This window comes from Actinoplanes sp. CA-030573, from assembly GCF_050951115.1.
In the GTDB taxonomy this organism is placed as follows: Bacteria; Actinomycetota; Actinomycetes; order Mycobacteriales; family Micromonosporaceae; genus Actinoplanes.
This window is the reverse complement of record NZ_CP192038.1, coordinates 9,328,409-9,344,525: the sequence shown is the minus strand read 5'-3', so window position 1 is coordinate 9,344,525 and position 16,117 is coordinate 9,328,409. Positions and strand designations below refer to the sequence as shown.

The following is a 16,117-nucleotide window of genomic DNA, read 5'->3' as shown; positions in this document are numbered from 1 at the left end:
TCGTGGACGGCTACCTCGGTTCGTACGCCACGCTCGGCCTGGTGATCGGCGCGGGCGTCGTCGTCTTCGTCGGCGCGTTCTCGGCCAACCGGCTGCTCCGGCCGGGGCGTCCGGCGAACCCGCCCGGCAAGTTCATCTCGTACGAGAGCGGCATCGATCCCGTCGGCGGCGACTGGGCACAGGCGCAGATCCGTTATTACGTGTACGCGTACCTCTATGTGCTTTTCGCCGTAGAAGCCGTTTTTCTCTTCCCGTGGGCGGTGGTCTTCGATCGCCCGGGATTCGGCGCGGCCACCGTGACCGAGATGGCGATCTTCGTGGCGGTGCTCGCGCTGGGCATCCTCTACGCCTGGCGAAAAAAGATCCTGACCTGGACCTGACCCGACTTCGGCGTTCCGTCCGGGGTGGCGGACTCGCCAGGAAAAGGTGGGCATGCCAACATCGTGCGCATGGGTCAGCTTCTCCTCTTCGTCGTGGTCGCCTTGGTGGTCGCCGCGATCGTCTTCGGCGTGACCGTGATGCTGAGCGGAGGCGATTCCGGATTGACCCCGGTCGAGCCCGACGGCCGTGCCGTGCCGCTGCCGAGCGACCGCCCGCTCGGCGAGGACGACATCGCCGAGACGAAGTTCGACACGGCCTGGCGGGGTTATCGCATGGGGCAGGTCGACCAGGCGCTGCAGCGCGCGGCGTACGACATCGGTTACAAGGGTGAGCTGATCAGCGTGCTCGAGGCCGAGGTCGTCGCCCTGCGCGAGGGTCGCGTCGCGGACGCGGACGCGCTGCGCAAGGCCCGCGAGGCCGCGATCGCGCCGAGCGCCGTCCCGCCGGCCAAGGCCGACAGTCCGGTGATCGAGCTCGACGTGGCCGCGCCGCCGGAGGACGAGGCGCCGCCGCCCAAGGCCGCCGCGGCCGCCGAGAGCGCCGACAGCAAGGAGTCCGAGCCGGCGGCGGAGCCGCGGTGAGCGCTACCGGGCCGGTCGACGGCCTCGGCGATGCCGCACGCCCCGGAACCGGCGAGGTGACCGCGACCGTCATCGTCAACGCGCCGGCGGCCAAGGTCTTCGATGCCTTCCTCAACTGGGAGGGCCAGTCCCAGTGGATCCCGTTCACCAAGGTCCGCGTGGTCGAGGGCGACGGCGGCGAGGGCAGCCTGGTCGAGGCGATCACCGCGCTCGGCCCCGCGTCCCTGCGCGACGAACTGCGTGTCGTCAAGGTCAACCCCCCGTTCGAGGTACGGGTGGTGCACTGCGGCAAGATCCTGCGGGGGCCGGGCTCGGTCCGCTGTACGGCGATGTCCGGCGATCGCACGCAGGTGGTCCTGCACGAGTGGTTCCACCTGCCCGCCGGCCCGGTCGGCAAGGTCGCCTGGCCGGTGCTGTGGCCGGGCTCGAAGCTCAGCTTCACCGGCGCGCTGAGGAAGTTCGGCCGCCTGGTCGAGCAGGGCCGCCTCTAGCCGGGCGTTTTTGTCGGACCCTGCCTCTACGGTGGGCGCCATGACAGACACCTCGCCGCTGCTCGACACGGGCCTCGTGGTGGGCGACGACGGCCACGCCCGCTGCTTCTGGGGCGGCAGCACGCCCGACTATCTGGGCTACCACGACCACGAGTGGGGTCAGCCGATCTGCGGCGACGACGCGCTCTTCGAGCGGATGAGCCTCGAGGCGTTCCAGTCCGGCCTCTCCTGGATCACCATCCTGCGCAAACGGCCGGCCTTCCGGGCCGCGTTCGACGGCTTCCGGATCGACCGGGTGGCGGCGTTCTCCGAGGCCGACGCCGCCCGCCTGATGGCCGACCCCGGCATCGTCCGCAACCGGATGAAGGTCGACGCCACCCTGCACAACGCGCGCGTGGCCGCCGACCTCGCCGGTGGGCTCTCCGCGCTGCTCTGGTCGTTCGCGCCGAGCCCGCGGCCGCCGCGCCCGCGCAGCCGGGCCGAGGTGCCGGCCACCACGCCCGAGTCGATCGCGATGGCCAAGGCGCTCAAGAAACAGGGGTTCAAGTTCGTAGGACCCACGACGGCGTACGCGTTGATGCAGGCCACGGGCATGGTCGACGACCATCTGGCGGGCTGCTGGGTTCCGCCGATCGCTGCGTGATGAGATGGAGAGCATGGCTCAGTGGGCGGTGACCATCCCGGCAGATCAGTGGGCGACCGAGCGGCTCTTCCACAACGACACCGTGACGCTGACCGGCGCGGCGGACGCGGTGGCGCCCGATGACGAGGTGCTGCTGATCGCCGACGACCACGTGGTGGCGCTGGCCCGAGCGGCGAAGACCGACGGTGACGACCTGGTCATGACGTATGTGCGGCGTGCCTTCGACGCCCCGGTGCCGGCCACCGGCCTGCCGCTCGCGGCCGTGCCGGTCGAGGTCGAGCCGGAGGTCTTCCGCCGGCTGGCCGCCGCGCTGAGCGGCGAGCCGGGCCCGGCCGCGCCGAGCTGGCTGGTCAGCGTCGCGCTGCCGATCGAGGCCGCGACCCCGGCCGACGCGGTGCGCCAGTTCTGGACCCACATGGTCGAGCTCGGCCCGCGCGAGCTGCCGACCTACGTCTGGCCGTCCGGCGACGAGCTGGCCATGCAGGCCTTCGTGCTGGGCGCCGAGGCCAACCAGGACCCGGAGGAAGACGAGGACGACTGAGCCGCCCGAGCCGGGGAGAGCCTGGCGTGCCGCGGCCCCGCAGCGGGGGCTACGGGGCCGGGAGGGCGACGCCGGCCGACAGGGCGAGGCGCGGCCGGCGTCGCGGTCGGGGCCGGCTAACCGCCCAAGCTGGCGGCGGCCGACTTGATGGCCGACGAAAAGTAGCTGACCTGGGTGTACACGCCGGGCTTGTTGGGCCGGGCGCAACCGTCGCCCCAGCTGACGATGCCGACCTGGACCCACGCGCCGGACGCGTCGGCGCGGAACATCGGGCCGCCCGAGTCGCCCTGGCAGGTGTCGACGCCGCCGGACGTGTAGCCGGCGCAGATCTCGTCGGTGGCGATGATCTCGCCGTTGTACATCGACGGCGAGTTGCAGGTGGTGTCGCTGACGAACGGCACCTGGGCCTTCAGCAGGTAGCGCTGCTGGCCGCCGCCCTCGGTCGCCGCACCCCAGCCGGCGATCGTGAACGTTCCCGAGTCGTACGCCGTGCTCGACGCCAGCGGCAGCGTCGCCAGGCCGGTCACGGGGCTGGCCAGGCGGATCAGGGCCCAGTCCTTGCCGTTGCCGTTGTAGCCGGGCGCCCGGTAGACGTAGTTCGACCTCCGGGCGATCCGGCTGCTCGACTGCAGGTCGACCACGCCGAGCGTCGCCGTGATCGACGTGTTCGTGCCGGTGCGGCCCACGCAGTGCGCGGCGGTCAGCACGATCGTCGGGCTGTAGAGCGCGCCGCCGCAGCCCATCGACAGCCGCACCATGAACGGGAACTCGCCCTGCGCGGCCCGCGACCCGCCGACGACGTTGGCCGTGGGGGCGCCGCCTCCGGTCGGTGCCGCCGCCGCCGGCGACGCGACGGATGCGACGGCGAGCACGGCCACGGCCGTACCCAGGAGAATTCGCCACCTGACCATCTGGGTCCTCCCAATCGGAAAGCGATGGGAGGAGCCTAGATAGACATCTATGGATGCGGTGATCCCAAAACGGTCATAACGCGAGCGGGAGGAACGGGGCCTCAGCGCCCGGCGAAGACCGGCTTCTGCTTGGCCAGGAAGGAGCTCACCGCCGCCTTGTGATCGTCGGTCCCGCCGCAGATCGCCTGGGCCTGCGCCTCGGCCGCGAGCGCGTCGGACAGCGTCCCGGCGTCACCGATCGACAGCTCGCGCTTGATCGCCCCGTACGCCACCGTCGGCCCCGCCGCCAGCCGCGACGCCAGCTCGACCGCCGCCGGCAGCACCTCCTCGTCGGAGTCGGTCAGGCGGGACAGCATGCCGATCCGGTGCGCCTCCGCCGCCGCGACCGGCTCGGCCAGCAGCAGCAGCTCGAGCGCGCGGGCGTGCCCGACGATCCGGGGCAGCGACCACGAGATGCCGCTGTCGCCGGCCAGCCCGACGTTCGCGAACGCCATCAGGAACTTCGTCGACGGGCCACCGATCCGGAAGTCGGCCAGCAGCGCGAACGACGCGCCCGCGCCGGCCGCCATGCCGCGCACGGCGGCGACCACCGGCTTGGGCATGCTGGCGAGCCGTTGCGCGATCGGGTTGTAGTGCGCCCGTACGGTGTCGAGGTCGGTCCGCCCCGATTCCAGCTGCTCGGCGTGCTCACGCAGGTCTTGGCCCACGCAGAAGCCGCGTCCCGCCCCGGCCAGCACGATCGCCCGGCAGCTGCGGTCGGTCTCCAGCGACGCGAGCGTGTCCCGCAGCGCCTCCTTGAGGTCGACGTCCAGGGCGTTCATGGCCTCGGGGCGGTTGAGCGTGAGCGTCACGACCGCGTCATTGCGATCCACGAGCAGGGAGTCCGTCATGAGTCTGAGAATCCCACACGTCCGCTCCTCCCCGCCGCATGCAGGCAGCGTTCGACATAGCGGTCGGCGGCCGGTCGCAGCCGGGCCGCGTGCCGGTCGAAGAAGCCGGCCGCGCTCACCCCGGGCCAGCGCGGCGGCAACAATGAGGGCGGCAGCTGCGGGTCGCGGAACAGGAACGAGCGCCAGGCGTGCACGAGGCGGAACCGCGCCGCGTACGCCTCCTCGTCGCTGCTGCGCGCGTTGACCGAGCTCACCACCGGCCGCAGGTCGGCCACGAAGGTCTCGTAGGACGACGCGAGCGAGGGCAGGTCCCAGGCCTTCCCGACGACCTCGGCCGCCCCCGGCGAGCCGGCCGCGTGGGCAGCGCTGAACCGCTCGTAGGGCACGCCGGCGTCGGCCAGCACGGCGTCGACCTCCTCGGCCGCCCGGGGCGCCACCCAGGCGTGGTCACCCAGCGTGCCGTACCCGAGGAAGGACAACCGGTTGGCATCCTTCTTGGCGAGGGCGCCGTGCAGCAGAATCAGATCGAACCGGCCGTCCCATCCGGAGCGGCCGGTCCGGTAGATCCGGGCGGCGGCCTCGTCGAGCCGGCGCGCGGCCTTCGGGGTCAGCAGATAGCCCGGTCCGGAGACCAGTCGCATCGGGTGCAGCCAGCCCTGACGCACCATCCGGGACACCGCGGTGCGCACCGCCGGCGGCGCTATCCCGAGCGGCGCCAGCAGCCTGACCAGGGCGGCGACCGGCGCGCGACCACCGCGAGGGCGCAGGTAGTCGCCGTACAGGTCGAAGAGTGCCGACCGCGCCTGCATGACCGCACATTGTGACAGCCCAAAAGACGATATGCTAGACGCTGTCACATCCGCCCGGGCTGGGTTTGGGTTCGCCGGTGTTCATCAGGGAAAATGTTTGATCGGCACGGTGGGCTGGGTCGCGTGAAGGCGCGCGATGGCCCTCGGCCGCCGGTCGGATAACGAGATACCGCGCCGCGTGGGGCTGAGCACGCGGCGTCTGGAAGTGGCTGTGGGGCAACCCACCGACACCCTGATGTAGGTCTGAGGGGAGACGAAATGGCGGCGATGAAGCCGCGGACGGGCGATGGTCCGCTGGAGGTCACCAAGGAGGGGCGGGGCATCGTCATGCGCGTCCCGCTGGAAGGTGGTGGCCGTCTCGTCGTTGAGATGACTCCGGACGAGGCCAACGCGCTGGGCGACGCGTTGAAGTCGATCGCCGGCTGACGTTTCGCGCGAGCCCGCCGGTACGGTACCGCCCGTACCGGCGGGCTTTCCACGTCTTCGAGAAAGGTCACGCTCTCGTGTTTCCGATCAGACTGACCGCCCATCTCGACGACGAACGGACCATGGTCGTGCCGATCGCCACCTCGCGTTCACTGTCGCACGTCGAGGGCGAAGTGGCGGCCGAAACCGCGGCGCTGGCGGAGGGAATCGGGCCGGCCGAGGTCCGCCTGCTCCCGCGCCCGCTGCGGCGGCCGGAGAAGGTGGTGCTCGTCGGCGTCGGCTCCGGCGCGGGCGGCTGGCGTGCGGCCGGGGCGGCGGTGAGCCGGGCGGTCGCCGGTGACGAGCCGCTGTGCATCACCCTGGGCGACCTGCCGGCCGACGCGGTGCGCGATCTGGCCGAAGGCCTCTGGCTGGGCGGCTATCGGTATCGCGATGCCCGCGAGGAGCCACGCACGGCCGGGGTCGATCTTCAGATCAACGCCATTCGCCCGTACGCGGAAAGCCTCGCTCGCGCCGAGGTGACGGCGCGCGCCACCTGGCTCGCCCGCGATCTGACCAACGCGCCCTCGTCGCTGAAGAACCCGGATTGGCTGGCCGAGGAGATCGTCGGCGTCTCGGCCAAACGGGCGGGCGTCACGGTCCGCGTCCGCGGCGGCGCCGAGCTCGAGCGGTTCGGCGGCCTGCGGGCGGTCGGCGGCGGCTCGGTGCACCGGCCCTGCCTGGTCTCGCTCACGTGGCAGCCGTCGACGGCGCGCCGGCACGTGGCGCTGGTCGGCAAGGGCATCACGTTCGACTCCGGCGGCATCTCGATCAAGACCCGTCCCGGCATGAAGATCATGAAGATCGACATGGCCGGTGCGGCCGCGGCGGCCGCGGCGACGCTGGCGGCGGCCGACCTCGATTTGCCGGTACGCGTCACCGCCGTCCTGCCGCTGGCCGAGAACGCGATCGGCGCCGACGCCTACCGCCCCGGCGACGTGATCACCCACTACGACGGCTCGACCAGCGAGTCCACCAACTCCGACGCCGAGGGCCGCCTGGTGCTGGCCGACGCCCTCGGCTATTGCGTCGCCGAGCTCGACCCCGACGTGATCATCGACCTCGCCACGCTCACCGGCTCGCAGACGGTGGCGCTCGGCACCCGTACCGCCGCGCTCTTCAGCCACGACGACGAGCTGGCGAAGGCGCTCGCCGAGGCCGGCCGCCGGGCCGGCGAGCAGATGTGGCGGCTGCCGTTGCCCGACGACTACCGCGAGTACCTGCGCAGCGACATCGCCGACCGGCACAGCTCGCCGGCACTGGGCGCGGGCGCGGTGGTCGCCGCCCTCTACCTGCGCGACTTCCTCGGCGAGAAGGCCGACCGCTGGGCGCACATCGACATGGCCGCGCCGGCCTGGGCCGACGACAGCGAGATGGAGCTGACGAAGGGCGCGACCGGCTGGGGAGTCCGCACGCTGGTGCGCTACTTGGAGTCCCTCAGCGCTTGACCGCGGCCAGCAACCCCGCGCCGGAGGGGATGACCGCCGGGATCCACTCCTCGGCCTCGCGCACCGTCCGGACCGTCTCCCGGATCGTCAGCGTGTCCACGTCGCGGGCGGCCGGGTCGCTGATCCGCCCGCCCGCCATCGCGCCGTTCACCACCAGCACGCCGCCCGGGCGCAGCAGCCGCAGGGCCGCCTCCGCGCAGGCGCCGAACTCGGTCGCGTCCGCGTCCACGAAGACCAGGTCGTAGACCCCGTCGGCGAGCCGGGGCAGCACGTCCAGCGCCCGGCCGGTGATGATCCGGGTGCGGGACGGGGCGAACCCGGCCTCCACGAAGATCCGCCGGGCGATCCGCTGGTGCTCGTTCTCCACGTCGATCGTGGTGAGCACCCCGTCGGTCCGCATGCCGCGCAGCAGCCAGGTGCCGCTCACGCCGGTTCCGGTGCCGATCTCGACCACCGCCTTGGCGTTGCCCGCGGCGGCCAGCAGGCGCAGCACCGACCCGGCGGCGGGGGTGACGCTCTCCAGGCCGAGCTCGTGTGCGAGTCCGCGCGCGGTCTGCAGCACGATGTCCTCGCTCGCGTACGCCTCGGCGAACTGCAAGGACTGGGCCGACTGCGGGCCGATCGGACGTGCGGGCGGGACGATGACGACCTCCGGGCGGTTCCGGGCCGGCCCCGCAGTACGGGGGATGCACGTGCGGAACTGGCGTACATCGGATATGAGAGTAGAGCGATGCTCTCGCGGGATGCAGTGGGCCGTCGATGGGATAAACGGGCCGGGGCCGGGCGTGGCCCGAGATCCGTGTCATTCTGGAGGGGGAGCCGGGCTCCTGAGCGAACCACGAGTGGGAGGCAACCGACGTGACCGACGGCTGGAACGCGCACTCCGCTCAGCCGCCCGCCACCGGTCAGCCCATGCCCAGCCAGAGTGGCCCGTCACAAGGCTCGCCCTGGTGGTCGGACGCGCTGACCGACCCGTGGCGTGACCCCTACGCGCCGAGCCACGTGCTGCTGCCGCCGCCTCCGCCCGGTGGCGGTCCGGCGCCGGAGCCGGTCGTCAACCCCGACGAGCCCCGTCGCTCGCTCACCCCGATCCTGCTGATCTGCCTGGTCACGGCCCTGCTGGCGGGTGGGCTGGGCGGCACGCTCGGGTTCGTCTTCGCGGTCCGCGGCGGCCTCGCCACCGGCGGCTCGACCCAGCTCGGCCAGCCGCCGGCGGCCGACCCGTCGGCCCCGGTCAACCGGCCGCCCGACTCGCTCGCGGGCGTCGCCAAGAAGGTGCTGCCGAGCGTCGTGACGGTCCGGGTCACCGGGGCGATCGGCTCCGGTTTCGTGGTCTCGGCCGGCGGTTACGTGATCACCAACGACCACGTCGTCGAGGGCGCCGGCGACACCATGTCGGTCTCGTTCAGCGACGGGTCGACGGCCAAGGCCTCGCTGGTCGGCCGTGACCCGGAGTCCGACATCGCTGTGATCAAGGTCGCGAAGTCCAATCTCACCCCAGTCTCGCTGGGCAACTCCGACGCGATCGCGGTCGGTGACCCGGTGCTCGCGTTCGGCTCGCCGCTGGCGCTGGTCAACACGGTGACCGCCGGCATCGTGAGCGCGCTCGACCGCACCATCCAGGCCGGCGACCCGGGCGGCACCACGCGCTACTACGCGGCCATCCAGACCGACGCCGCGGTCAACCAGGGCAACTCGGGCGGCCCGCTGGTCAACGCGGCCGGCCAGGTCATCGGGGTCAACTCGGTGATCCGGTCGGTCAGCGGCACGGAGACCGAGGCGGGCAACATCGGCCTCGCCTTCGCGATCCCGATCAACCAGGCCAAGCGCATCGCGACCGACATCATCGATCACGGCAAAGCACGCCGTACGGTGATCGGCGCCGAAGTGGCCACCGGAACCGGGACGGTGACCGGCGCCCGGTTGCGCTCGGTCGAGCCGTCCGGCCCGGCCGCGGCCGCCGGCCTCAAGGCCAACGACGTGATCACCAAGCTCGACAACCACCTGCTCGAGGACGGCACCGACCTGATCGCGCTGGTCCGCAAGTACGCGCCCGGCTCGGTGGTCCCGGTCGAGTACCGGCGCGGCAGCAAGACCCAGACCGCGTCGGTGACGCTGGTCGCCGACGCCAATTGACCGCCGAAGCGGGGGTGCGGTTCGGCCGATCGCGTGCGTAGGCTGGGCGCGTGTTCGAAAACCTGAACTGGTGGGAGATCGGGGCGCTGCTGCTGCTCGCGCTGCTGATCTTCGGTGAGCGCCTGCCCAAGGTGATTGGCGACGGCATGCGCATGCTGCGCGGCCTGCGCGCCATGGCGCAGAACGCGACGTCCGACCTCAACAAGGAGCTCGGCACCGACCTCCAGCTGCAAGATCTGCATCCGAAGGCGTTCATCCGGAAGCACATCCTGAGCGAGGAGGAAGAGGACGCGCTGCGCAAGCCGCTGCAGGGCCTCTTCGACGACGTCAAGAACGACCTGAACGGCGTCAAGTCGGATCTGTCGGAAGTCGCCGCCGCCGCCGACATCAAGAACTCGGGCACGAGCACCCCGGGCAGCGCGGTGCAGAAGCGCCCCGCTGCCCAGAGCTTCGACCTCGACGCGACCTGAGCCGCTAGCGCTTGGCGTTCACCATCAGGCCCAGCGGCTTGCCGACCAGCGAGTCGCGCCGCACGGCCAGCCTCGCGGCCACCGCGTCCAGCGCCTTTGCCGCCGGGGCCTCCGGCTCGGCCAGCACCACCGGGGTTCCGGCGTCGCCGGCCTCGCGCACCCGCGTGTCGAGCGGCACCTGGCCGAGCAGCGGCACCGAGGCGCCCACCGTCGTGGTCAGCGAGTCGGCCACGGTCTGGCCGCCGCCGGCGCCGAAGACCTCCATGCGGGAGCCGTCCGGCAGCTCGAGCCACGACATGTTCTCGACCACGCCGATGAGCCGCTGGTGGGTCTGCAACGCGATCGCGCCCGCCCGCTCGGCCACCTCGGCCGCGGCCGCCTGCGGCGTCGTCACGACCAGGATCTCCGCGTTGGGCAGCAGCTGGGCCAGCGAGATCGCCACGTCGCCGGTGCCCGGCGGCAGGTCGAGCAGCAGCACGTCGAGGTCGCCCCAGTAGACGTCGGCCAGGAACTGCTGCAGCGCGCGGTGCAGCATCGGGCCGCGCCAGACGACCGCGGCGTTGCCGGCCGTGAACATGCCGATCGAGATCACCTTCACGCCGTGCGACTGCGGCGGCATGATCATGTCTTCGACCCGGGTCGGGCGGCCCTCGACGCCCAGCATGCGGGGCACCGAGTGACCGTAGATGTCCGCGTCGATGACGCCGACCGAGAGCCCGCGCTTGGCCAGGGCGGCCGCCAGGTTGACGGTCACACTCGATTTACCGACGCCACCTTTGCCGCTGGCCACCGCGTACACCCTGGTCCTCGAACCCGGTTGGGCGAACGGGATGACGGGCTCGGCAGCGGCGGAACCCCCGCGCAGCGTGCTCTGCAGCGCCTTGCGCTGCTCCTCGGACATCACGCCGAAGTCGATGCTCACCGTGGTGATCCCCGGGATCTTGGTGAGCGCGGCGGTGATGTCCGCGTTGAGCTTGTCGCGCAGCGGGCAGCCGGCCACGGTGAGCAGCAGCTCGACCTTGACCTGGCCGTTGGCGACGGTGAAGCCCTTGACCATGCCGAGGTCGGTGATCGGGCGGCGGATCTCGGGATCGTCCACGGTCGCCAGCGCGGCCTGGATCGCTTCCTCGAGGGTGGGGGCAGGAGCGGACATGAGTTCGAGATTACCCGCCGGTCATGACCGGTCCTCGTCCCACTCCGAGCGCGCCCGCTTCTCCCGCCGGTGTGCCGCTTCGTCCAGCTCGTCGGCGAGCCGGGCCAGCTCCGAGCGCAGGAAGTCGCGGGTGGCGACCTCACCCAGCGCGATCCGCAGCGCGGCGATCTCGCGCGCCAGGTACTCGGTGTCGGCCTTCTGCATCGCCGCTCGCCGCCGGTCCTCCTCCATGGCCAGCCGGTCGCGGTCGGCCTGCCGGTTCTGCGCGAGCAGGATCAGCGGCGCCGCGTAGGACGCCTGCAAGGACAAGATCAAGGTCAGGAACGTGAAGGTGTACGGGTCGAAGCGCAGTGACGCCGGCGCCAACGTGTTCCAGGCGAACCACGCCCCGATCACGATCGTCATCCAGACGATGAACTGCGCCGTGCCCATGTACCGCGCGATCGCCTCCGACCAGCGGCCGAACGCCTCCGGATCGAACCGGGGGAGGCGCACGCGGCCGGGCTCGACCGGCTGGTCCAGGCGGTCGCGCCGGGGTTCGCTCGTCACGAGGCGACCTGCTGCTCATCGACGTCCGGTCCGTTCGCCGGGGCGTCCCGGTCGCGCCAGTCGGGAGGCAGCGAGTGGTCCAGCACGTCGTCGACGGTCACGGCGCCGAGCAGCCGGTGCGCGTTGTCGACCACGGGCATGGCCACCAGGTCGTACGTCGCCATCTGCTTGGTGACGTCGGCGAGCGAGGCCTCCGGGCGCAGCGGCTCGAGATCGCTGTCCAGGATGCCGCCCAGGATCGACGCCGGCGGCTCGCGCAGCAGCCGCTGGAAATGGACCATGCCGAGGTACTTGCCGGTCGGTGTGGCCGACGGCGCCCGGGCCACGAACACCTGCGCGGCGACCACCGGCGACAACTCCGGCTCACGGATGCGGGCCAGCGCCTCGGCGACCGTCGCGTCCGGCGTCAGGATCACCGGCTCCGAGGTCATCACGCTGCCCGCGGTGCCCTGCTGGTAGTTCATCAGCTGGCGGACCGGGGCGGCCTCCTCCGGCTCCATCAGGTCGAGCAGCACGGTCTGCTCGGTCTTCGGCAGCTCGTGCAGCAGGTCGGCGGCGTCGTCCGGGTCCATCCGCTCGAGCACGTCGGCGGCCCGTTCCCGGTCGAGGCGTACCAGAATCTCCACCTGGTCGTGCTCGGGCAGCTCCTCGAGCACGTCGGCCAGCGTCCGGTCGCTCAGCGCCGCGGCGACCTCGTTGCGCCGGGCGTCGGGCAGGTCCTGCAACGCGTTCGCCATGTCGGCCGGGCGCATCTGCTCGAGCAGCGCGAGCAGGCTGGCGGTGCCCTGGGTGTCGGTCGGGCCGAACAGGTTGCGGACCCGCTCGTACTCCGCTTGGTAGACGTGCCCCCGCCGCCCCAGCCGTCCGGTGTGCTCACGCACGGCGACGCGGGTGACCAGCCACTCGTTGTTCCGGTTGAGCTCCATGCCGATGTCGACGACCACGCCCTGGGTGCCCGGGCCGTCGCCGCCCTCCGGCATCACCGTGACCCGGCGGTCGAGCAGGTCCTCGACCAGCAGCAGCTCGTTCGGCCGCTTCTCGAACCGGCGCAGGTTGAGCGTGCCGGTGGCGAGCACGACCGCCTCGGCGTCCATCGAGGTGATCCGCCCGATCGGCAGGAAGATGCGCCGGCGCAACGCCATCTCGGCGACCAGGCCGACGATCTGCGGGGGACGGTTCGTGGTGCGCAGCCGCACGACGGCGTCGCGGACCCGGCCCACCCGGTCCCCATTGGGATCGAACACGCCCAGCCCGGCAAGCCGGGCCAGATAAATCCTCGTCCCCATGGTCACGGCTCCAGACTAGGTTAGGGTCCGGACATGTCAGGAGTGGCGTACGAGATCGTCGACGTGTTCACCGACCGTCCCTTCGCCGGCAATCCGCTGGCGGTCGTCTACGGCGCCGAGGACCTGGCCGCCGATCAGATGCATACCCTGGCCCGCGAGTTCAACCTGGCCGAGACGGTCTTCGTGCTCCCGCCGACGGCCGAGGCGACCTACCGCGCCCGCATCTTCACTCCCGAGGGTGAGCTGCCGTTCGCCGGTCACCCCAGCGTCGGCGCGGCGGTGACCTCGATGCGCCGCGGCCTCTTTCCCGCGGGCCGGGTGGTGCAGGAGTGCGGGGCCGGCCTGCTGCCGATCGACGTTCGCGACTCGGGCTCGGCGACGCTGACCGGCGGCACTCCGACGCTGGGCGAGCCGCTCGATCCGGCGCCGCTGCTGGCGATGGCGGGCCTGACGGAGACCGACGCGCTCGCTGCCCCACGTCCCGCTGGGTGCGGCTTGAGCTGGGTGTTCCTGCCCGTACGGCGGGAGGAGCTGGCCGACGTCAGAATCGACCTGCCGGCCGCGGAGAAGCTGGGCGTCACCGAGTTGTGCGTCTTCGCGTGGTCCGGTTCGGAGGCGCACGCCCGCGTCTTCTGCCCCGGCGCCGCCGTCCCCGAGGATCCGGCCACCGGTTCGGCCGCCCTCGGTCTCGGCGTATGGCTGGTCGCCGCGGGGTGGCTCCCACCCGACGGCGATTCGTCCTACCGCGTCCACCAGGGCATCGAGATGAAGCGACCGTCCCTGCTCGAGTGCACGGTCACCGCCGAGGCCGGGATGGCTACCGTGGCGACCGTCAGCGGGCAGGTATGCCCGATCGCCCGGGGCGAGATCGCCGTTCCGCCCTTCATCGGCTGAGGCGCTTTCGCCCGCCTCAATTCTTCCGGACGCGGTGCAGCCGGTACGGGCGGCGGGTCTCGATGCGAGCCGGGGTCTCCCGCGGCGCCGCGGCACCCGAGTCGGCCGGCAGGTCCGGTGCGGTCGTCACATCCTGCTCGGACGGCGTGAGCCGAACCACAGCGCAACCCGTCTCGGCCCAGCGGGCAACCACCTCGTCCGCGGTGCCGGAGGCGTTCAGCCGCTTCTGCGCCAACTGCGGCGCGACGGTGGCCCACTCCTCGGACCCGGGGACCAGGCGGGTCACGGCCACGTCGCTGACCACGATCAGCCCGCCGTTGTCGCCGCGCAGGCGGACGGTGGCCCGGGAGGCGTCGGCCAGGCCCGGCGCGTACTGCTCCCCGGGACCGCTCACCACGATCAGCGAGCCCTCGAGCGGCATGCACCAGATCCCGAGGGCCGGACCGTCCCCGACGGAGACCCAGGCCACGGCCGCCTTCTTGAGCGCCTCATCCAAGACCGCAGACGTCACCGCGACATCCTCGCACGGCCGGACCCGCCGCCATCGGCAGGCGGCGGGAGCCGGCGTCAGCGGGAAGCCACGGCGGTCGGCGCGATCTGGCTGTGGTCGATGAGGCTGACGACCTCGGTGAGCGACCGCACCGTGCGCCCGGCGAAGTTCGTGTCGGCGTCGTAGACGAGGTGATGGGCCAGATCGGGGGCGACCAGCCGCACCGGAGTCATCCCCACGGCGCCCGCGCCGGTCAGCTCGTTGCTGCCGCCGTCACCGACGTAGAGGCACTCGGCCGGCGTGACGCCCAGCTCCTCGCACGCCGCCAGGTAGATGCGGGGATCGGGCTTGCACACACCCAGGCGTACGGAGTAGATCGTCGAATCCAGCAGCGGCGCGACCGGGAGTTGTGGCAGGAAGGCCGGCAGCTCGTGGGTGCAGTCGCTGATCACCGCGGTCCTCAGGCCGCGCCGGCGGAGGGCGGTCAGGGCGCTCACCGCGTCCGCGCGCAGCTTGGTGTCGGCCCTGAGAGCGTTGATCCGGGCCGGCACCAGCGCACGCACCTGGGACGGGCGGGGGCGGCCGCCGGCCTGCTCGATGACCCACCGTAGGGTGGCCTCCGCGGAGCCGTACCGGCCCCGGGCCCGGGCTCGGAAGGTGCGGTCGAGCACGCCGCGCACGGCCTCGGGGTCCGCCCCGAGCGCCCGGGCGATCTCGGCGTGTTGTGGTCCCCGTTGGACCGCGCGGGTCAGGGTGCCAAAAAAGTCAAAGACGACCGCACGGTACGCGGACACGGTAAACCAGCCTCCCGGGCATCGGGTGGTTCAAAAAGGTCAGGATGACGCGACGACTGTAGTCGGGACGTCACTTTCCGTTCAATAGTGATCAATAAACATGCTTTGCAACTCTGCAAGAAGCGACGGCCGGGGATGAATACGCGCTCACCGCACCAACGGCCTGGATTCACGACGGTCATTGCGCTCGCCGTCGCCGTCCTGGCCGTCTCGTCATCGGCCCCGCTGATCGCCTTCGCGGCCGCTCCCGCGCTGGCCATCGCGTTCTGGCGCAACGGTTTGGCCGCCGTGGCGCTCACGCCGGTGACGCTCGGCTGGCGCCGGGGCGAGCTGACCGCGGCCGGCCGCCGGAGCCTGATCTTCTGCGTGCTGGCCGGGGTCGCGCTGGCCGCCCACTTCGCGACCTGGATGCCGAGCGTCCAGCTGGGCTCGGTGGCGACGGCCACGGCGCTGGTCGCGACCCAGCCGGTCTGGCAGGGACTGATCGCGGCCGCGCAGGGGCGACGGCCCTCGGCCGCCGGGTGGTGCGGTATCGGGCTGGCGGTGGCGGGGGCGGCCTGGGCCACGGGCGCGGACGTGGGCGTCTCCGGCCGGGCGGTGCTGGCCGACGTGCTGGCGCTGCTGGGCGCGATGGCGGCCGCCGTCTACACCGCACTCGGCGAGCGGGCGCGGGCCACGCTCAGCACGACGACGTACACCTGGATCTGTTATGGCACCTGCGCCGCGATCCTGCTGGTGGTCTGTCTGGCCGGCCGCATCGATCTGGCCGGCTACGACGGGCGTACGTGGGCCGCGATCTTGGCGTTGGTTGTTGGCGCCCAGCTGCTGGGGCATTCGATGTTCAATTACGCCCTGCAGCACACCTCGGCGACGACGGTCAGCGTGCTGATCCTCCTGGAGGTGCCGGGAGCCGCGCTGCTGGCCTGGGTGTGGCTCGGGCAGCAGCCGCGCACGGCCGCCCTGCCCGGGTTGGTGCTTCTGCTGGCCGGGGTGGCGGTCGTCATCCTCGGCGCGACGCGAGCCAACCGGCCGGTGGTCGATCCCGTCCTCACCGATTGATCCACCTCCGCATTGATCCACCTCCGCTTAGTCGCCCGGTTTGCCCTGTCTTGGCCGGGTGTCGCTCGTTGAGCCGACGGGGCATCGCGTTTGGCGGTCCCCGGGGTGGCGGGTAGAGAGGGGGAA

Annotated in this window: 20 protein-coding genes; 11 read left to right on the top strand and 9 right to left on the bottom strand. The window is 71.9% G+C overall.

The genetic code is table 11. From position 1 onward, the window contains the following. The first annotated feature begins 2 nt into the window (after positions 1–2). The 5 genes from ndhC to ACQP2F_RS43275 all read left to right on the top strand — a co-directional run bounded on the left by ndhC (position 3) and on the right by ACQP2F_RS43275 (position 2,637). The gene (gene ndhC, locus ACQP2F_RS43295; protein ID WP_433298379.1) at positions 3–380 is read left to right on the top strand and encodes an NADH-quinone oxidoreductase subunit A; all 378 of its coding nucleotides are present in this window, start codon (positions 3–5) and stop codon (positions 378–380) included. 69 nt (positions 381–449) lie between these two features. Next, positions 450–962 carry a DivIVA domain-containing protein gene (locus tag ACQP2F_RS43290; RefSeq protein ID WP_433298377.1) on the top strand — a complete coding sequence of 171 codons (513 nt, stop codon included), beginning with the start codon at positions 450–452 and terminating at the stop codon, positions 960–962. Beyond that, a complete protein-coding gene (locus tag ACQP2F_RS43285) occupies positions 959–1,453 on the top strand; it encodes an SRPBCC family protein (RefSeq protein ID WP_433298375.1) in 495 nt (164 codons plus the stop codon). The genes ACQP2F_RS43290 and ACQP2F_RS43285 overlap by 4 nt, the downstream gene beginning before the upstream one ends. A gap of 40 nt (positions 1,454–1,493) precedes the next feature. Next, complete coding sequence (locus ACQP2F_RS43280) at positions 1,494–2,096, top strand: DNA-3-methyladenine glycosylase I (RefSeq protein WP_433298373.1); 603 nt, start codon at positions 1,494–1,496, stop codon at positions 2,094–2,096. A gap of 13 nt (positions 2,097–2,109) precedes the next feature. Further along, positions 2,110–2,637, top strand: a complete 528-nt coding sequence (locus ACQP2F_RS43275; RefSeq protein WP_433298371.1) for a hypothetical protein — start codon at positions 2,110–2,112, stop codon at positions 2,635–2,637. A 116-nt stretch (positions 2,638–2,753) separates the two neighbouring features. On the opposite strand, the gene ACQP2F_RS43270 is transcribed toward ACQP2F_RS43275, so the two are convergent. The 3 genes from ACQP2F_RS43270 to ACQP2F_RS43260 form a co-directional block, all read right to left on the bottom strand. Then, positions 2,754–3,548: a serine protease gene (locus ACQP2F_RS43270; RefSeq protein WP_433298369.1), complete on the bottom strand. Its 795-nt coding sequence runs from the start codon at positions 3,546–3,548 to the stop codon at positions 2,754–2,756. Between the two features lie 101 nt (positions 3,549–3,649). Continuing rightward, a complete protein-coding gene (locus ACQP2F_RS43265) occupies positions 3,650–4,438 on the bottom strand; it encodes an enoyl-CoA hydratase-related protein (protein WP_433298367.1) in 789 nt (262 codons plus the stop codon). Continuing rightward, positions 4,435–5,247 carry a PaaX family transcriptional regulator gene (locus ACQP2F_RS43260; protein ID WP_433298365.1) on the bottom strand — a complete coding sequence of 271 codons (813 nt, stop codon included), beginning with the start codon at positions 5,245–5,247 and terminating at the stop codon, positions 4,435–4,437. The genes ACQP2F_RS43265 and ACQP2F_RS43260 overlap by 4 nt, the downstream gene beginning before the upstream one ends. A gap of 258 nt (positions 5,248–5,505) precedes the next feature. Between ACQP2F_RS43260 and ACQP2F_RS43255 the strand changes: the two genes are divergently transcribed. Both ACQP2F_RS43255 and ACQP2F_RS43250 read left to right on the top strand, forming a co-directional pair. Beyond that, positions 5,506–5,673, top strand: a complete 168-nt coding sequence (locus ACQP2F_RS43255; RefSeq protein ID WP_014447667.1) for a DUF3117 domain-containing protein — start codon at positions 5,506–5,508, stop codon at positions 5,671–5,673. Between the two features lie 77 nt (positions 5,674–5,750). Further along, a complete protein-coding gene (locus ACQP2F_RS43250) occupies positions 5,751–7,160 on the top strand; it encodes a leucyl aminopeptidase family protein (RefSeq protein WP_433298363.1) in 1,410 nt (469 codons plus the stop codon). Here ACQP2F_RS43250 and ACQP2F_RS43245 read toward each other — a convergent pair. Next, complete coding sequence (locus ACQP2F_RS43245) at positions 7,150–7,758, bottom strand: O-methyltransferase (protein WP_433298361.1); 609 nt, start codon at positions 7,756–7,758, stop codon at positions 7,150–7,152. The two genes, ACQP2F_RS43250 and ACQP2F_RS43245, sit on opposite strands and share 11 nt — an antisense overlap. A gap of 260 nt (positions 7,759–8,018) precedes the next feature. Here ACQP2F_RS43245 and ACQP2F_RS43240 point away from each other — a divergent pair, with 260 nt between their 5' ends. Next, positions 8,019–9,296, top strand: a complete 1,278-nt coding sequence (locus ACQP2F_RS43240) for a S1C family serine protease (protein WP_433298359.1) — start codon at positions 8,019–8,021, stop codon at positions 9,294–9,296. Positions 9,297–9,346: 50 nt separating this feature from the next. After that, positions 9,347–9,766, top strand: coding sequence for a preprotein translocase subunit TatB (locus tag ACQP2F_RS43235; protein ID WP_433298357.1), 420 nt, complete (start codon positions 9,347–9,349; stop codon positions 9,764–9,766). A gap of 4 nt (positions 9,767–9,770) precedes the next feature. Here ACQP2F_RS43235 and ACQP2F_RS43230 read toward each other — a convergent pair whose 3' ends face one another. Genes ACQP2F_RS43230 through ACQP2F_RS43220 form a run of 3 tightly spaced genes read right to left on the bottom strand, consistent with a single transcriptional unit; the run spans position 9,771 to position 12,754 of the window. Next, on the bottom strand, positions 9,771–10,919 hold the full coding sequence (locus ACQP2F_RS43230; RefSeq protein ID WP_433298355.1) for an Mrp/NBP35 family ATP-binding protein: 1,149 nt from the start codon (positions 10,917–10,919) through the stop codon (positions 9,771–9,773). 21 nt (positions 10,920–10,940) lie between these two features. Next, the gene (locus ACQP2F_RS43225; protein ID WP_433298353.1) at positions 10,941–11,468 is read right to left on the bottom strand and encodes a DUF1003 domain-containing protein; all 528 of its coding nucleotides are present in this window, start codon (positions 11,466–11,468) and stop codon (positions 10,941–10,943) included. Further along, complete coding sequence (locus ACQP2F_RS43220; protein WP_433307855.1) at positions 11,465–12,754, bottom strand: magnesium transporter MgtE N-terminal domain-containing protein; 1,290 nt, start codon at positions 12,752–12,754, stop codon at positions 11,465–11,467. Before ACQP2F_RS43220 ends, ACQP2F_RS43225 begins: the two co-directional genes overlap by 4 nt. 33 nt (positions 12,755–12,787) lie before the next feature. Between ACQP2F_RS43220 and ACQP2F_RS43215 the strand changes: the two genes are divergently transcribed. Further along, positions 12,788–13,648: a PhzF family phenazine biosynthesis protein gene (locus tag ACQP2F_RS43215; protein ID WP_433298351.1), complete on the top strand. Its 861-nt coding sequence runs from the start codon at positions 12,788–12,790 to the stop codon at positions 13,646–13,648. 16 nt (positions 13,649–13,664) lie between these two features. Here ACQP2F_RS43215 and ACQP2F_RS43210 read toward each other — a convergent pair whose 3' ends face one another. Both ACQP2F_RS43210 and ACQP2F_RS43205 read right to left on the bottom strand, forming a co-directional pair. Further along, complete coding sequence (locus ACQP2F_RS43210) at positions 13,665–14,159, bottom strand: hypothetical protein (protein WP_433298349.1); 495 nt, start codon at positions 14,157–14,159, stop codon at positions 13,665–13,667. 56 nt (positions 14,160–14,215) lie between these two features. Continuing rightward, a complete protein-coding gene (locus ACQP2F_RS43205; RefSeq protein WP_433298347.1) occupies positions 14,216–14,932 on the bottom strand; it encodes an HAD family hydrolase in 717 nt (238 codons plus the stop codon). Positions 14,933–15,067: 135 nt separating this feature from the next. On the opposite strand from ACQP2F_RS43205, the gene ACQP2F_RS43200 reads away from it, so the two are divergent. Then, a complete protein-coding gene (locus ACQP2F_RS43200) occupies positions 15,068–15,991 on the top strand; it encodes a DMT family transporter (RefSeq protein WP_433298345.1) in 924 nt (307 codons plus the stop codon). Positions 15,992–16,117 lie beyond the last annotated feature (126 nt).

What these genes read in the sequence shown, in the direction of transcription:
- ACQP2F_RS43275 (WP_433298371.1), top strand. Translation starts at nt 2,110, where the DNA reads ATGGCTCAGTGGGCGGTGACCATCCCGGCAGATCAGTGGGCGACCGAG.
- ACQP2F_RS43200 (WP_433298345.1), top strand. Translation starts at nt 15,068, where the DNA reads ATGAATACGCGCTCACCGCACCAACGGCCTGGATTCACGACGGTCATT.
- ACQP2F_RS43270 (WP_433298369.1), bottom strand. Translation starts at nt 3,548, where the DNA reads ATGGTCAGGTGGCGAATTCTCCTGGGTACGGCCGTGGCCGTGCTCGCC.
- ACQP2F_RS43280 (WP_433298373.1), top strand. Translation starts at nt 1,494, where the DNA reads ATGACAGACACCTCGCCGCTGCTCGACACGGGCCTCGTGGTGGGCGAC.
- ACQP2F_RS43220 (WP_433307855.1), bottom strand. Translation starts at nt 12,754, where the DNA reads ATGGGGACGAGGATTTATCTGGCCCGGCTTGCCGGGCTGGGCGTGTTC.
- ACQP2F_RS43255 (WP_014447667.1), top strand. Translation starts at nt 5,506, where the DNA reads ATGGCGGCGATGAAGCCGCGGACGGGCGATGGTCCGCTGGAGGTCACC.
- ACQP2F_RS43215 (WP_433298351.1), top strand. Translation starts at nt 12,788, where the DNA reads ATGTCAGGAGTGGCGTACGAGATCGTCGACGTGTTCACCGACCGTCCC.
- ACQP2F_RS43230 (WP_433298355.1), bottom strand. Translation starts at nt 10,919, where the DNA reads ATGTCCGCTCCTGCCCCCACCCTCGAGGAAGCGATCCAGGCCGCGCTG.
- ACQP2F_RS43260 (WP_433298365.1), bottom strand. Translation starts at nt 5,247, where the DNA reads ATGCAGGCGCGGTCGGCACTCTTCGACCTGTACGGCGACTACCTGCGC.
- ACQP2F_RS43265 (WP_433298367.1), bottom strand. Translation starts at nt 4,438, where the DNA reads ATGACGGACTCCCTGCTCGTGGATCGCAATGACGCGGTCGTGACGCTC.
- ACQP2F_RS43290 (WP_433298377.1), top strand. Translation starts at nt 450, where the DNA reads ATGGGTCAGCTTCTCCTCTTCGTCGTGGTCGCCTTGGTGGTCGCCGCG.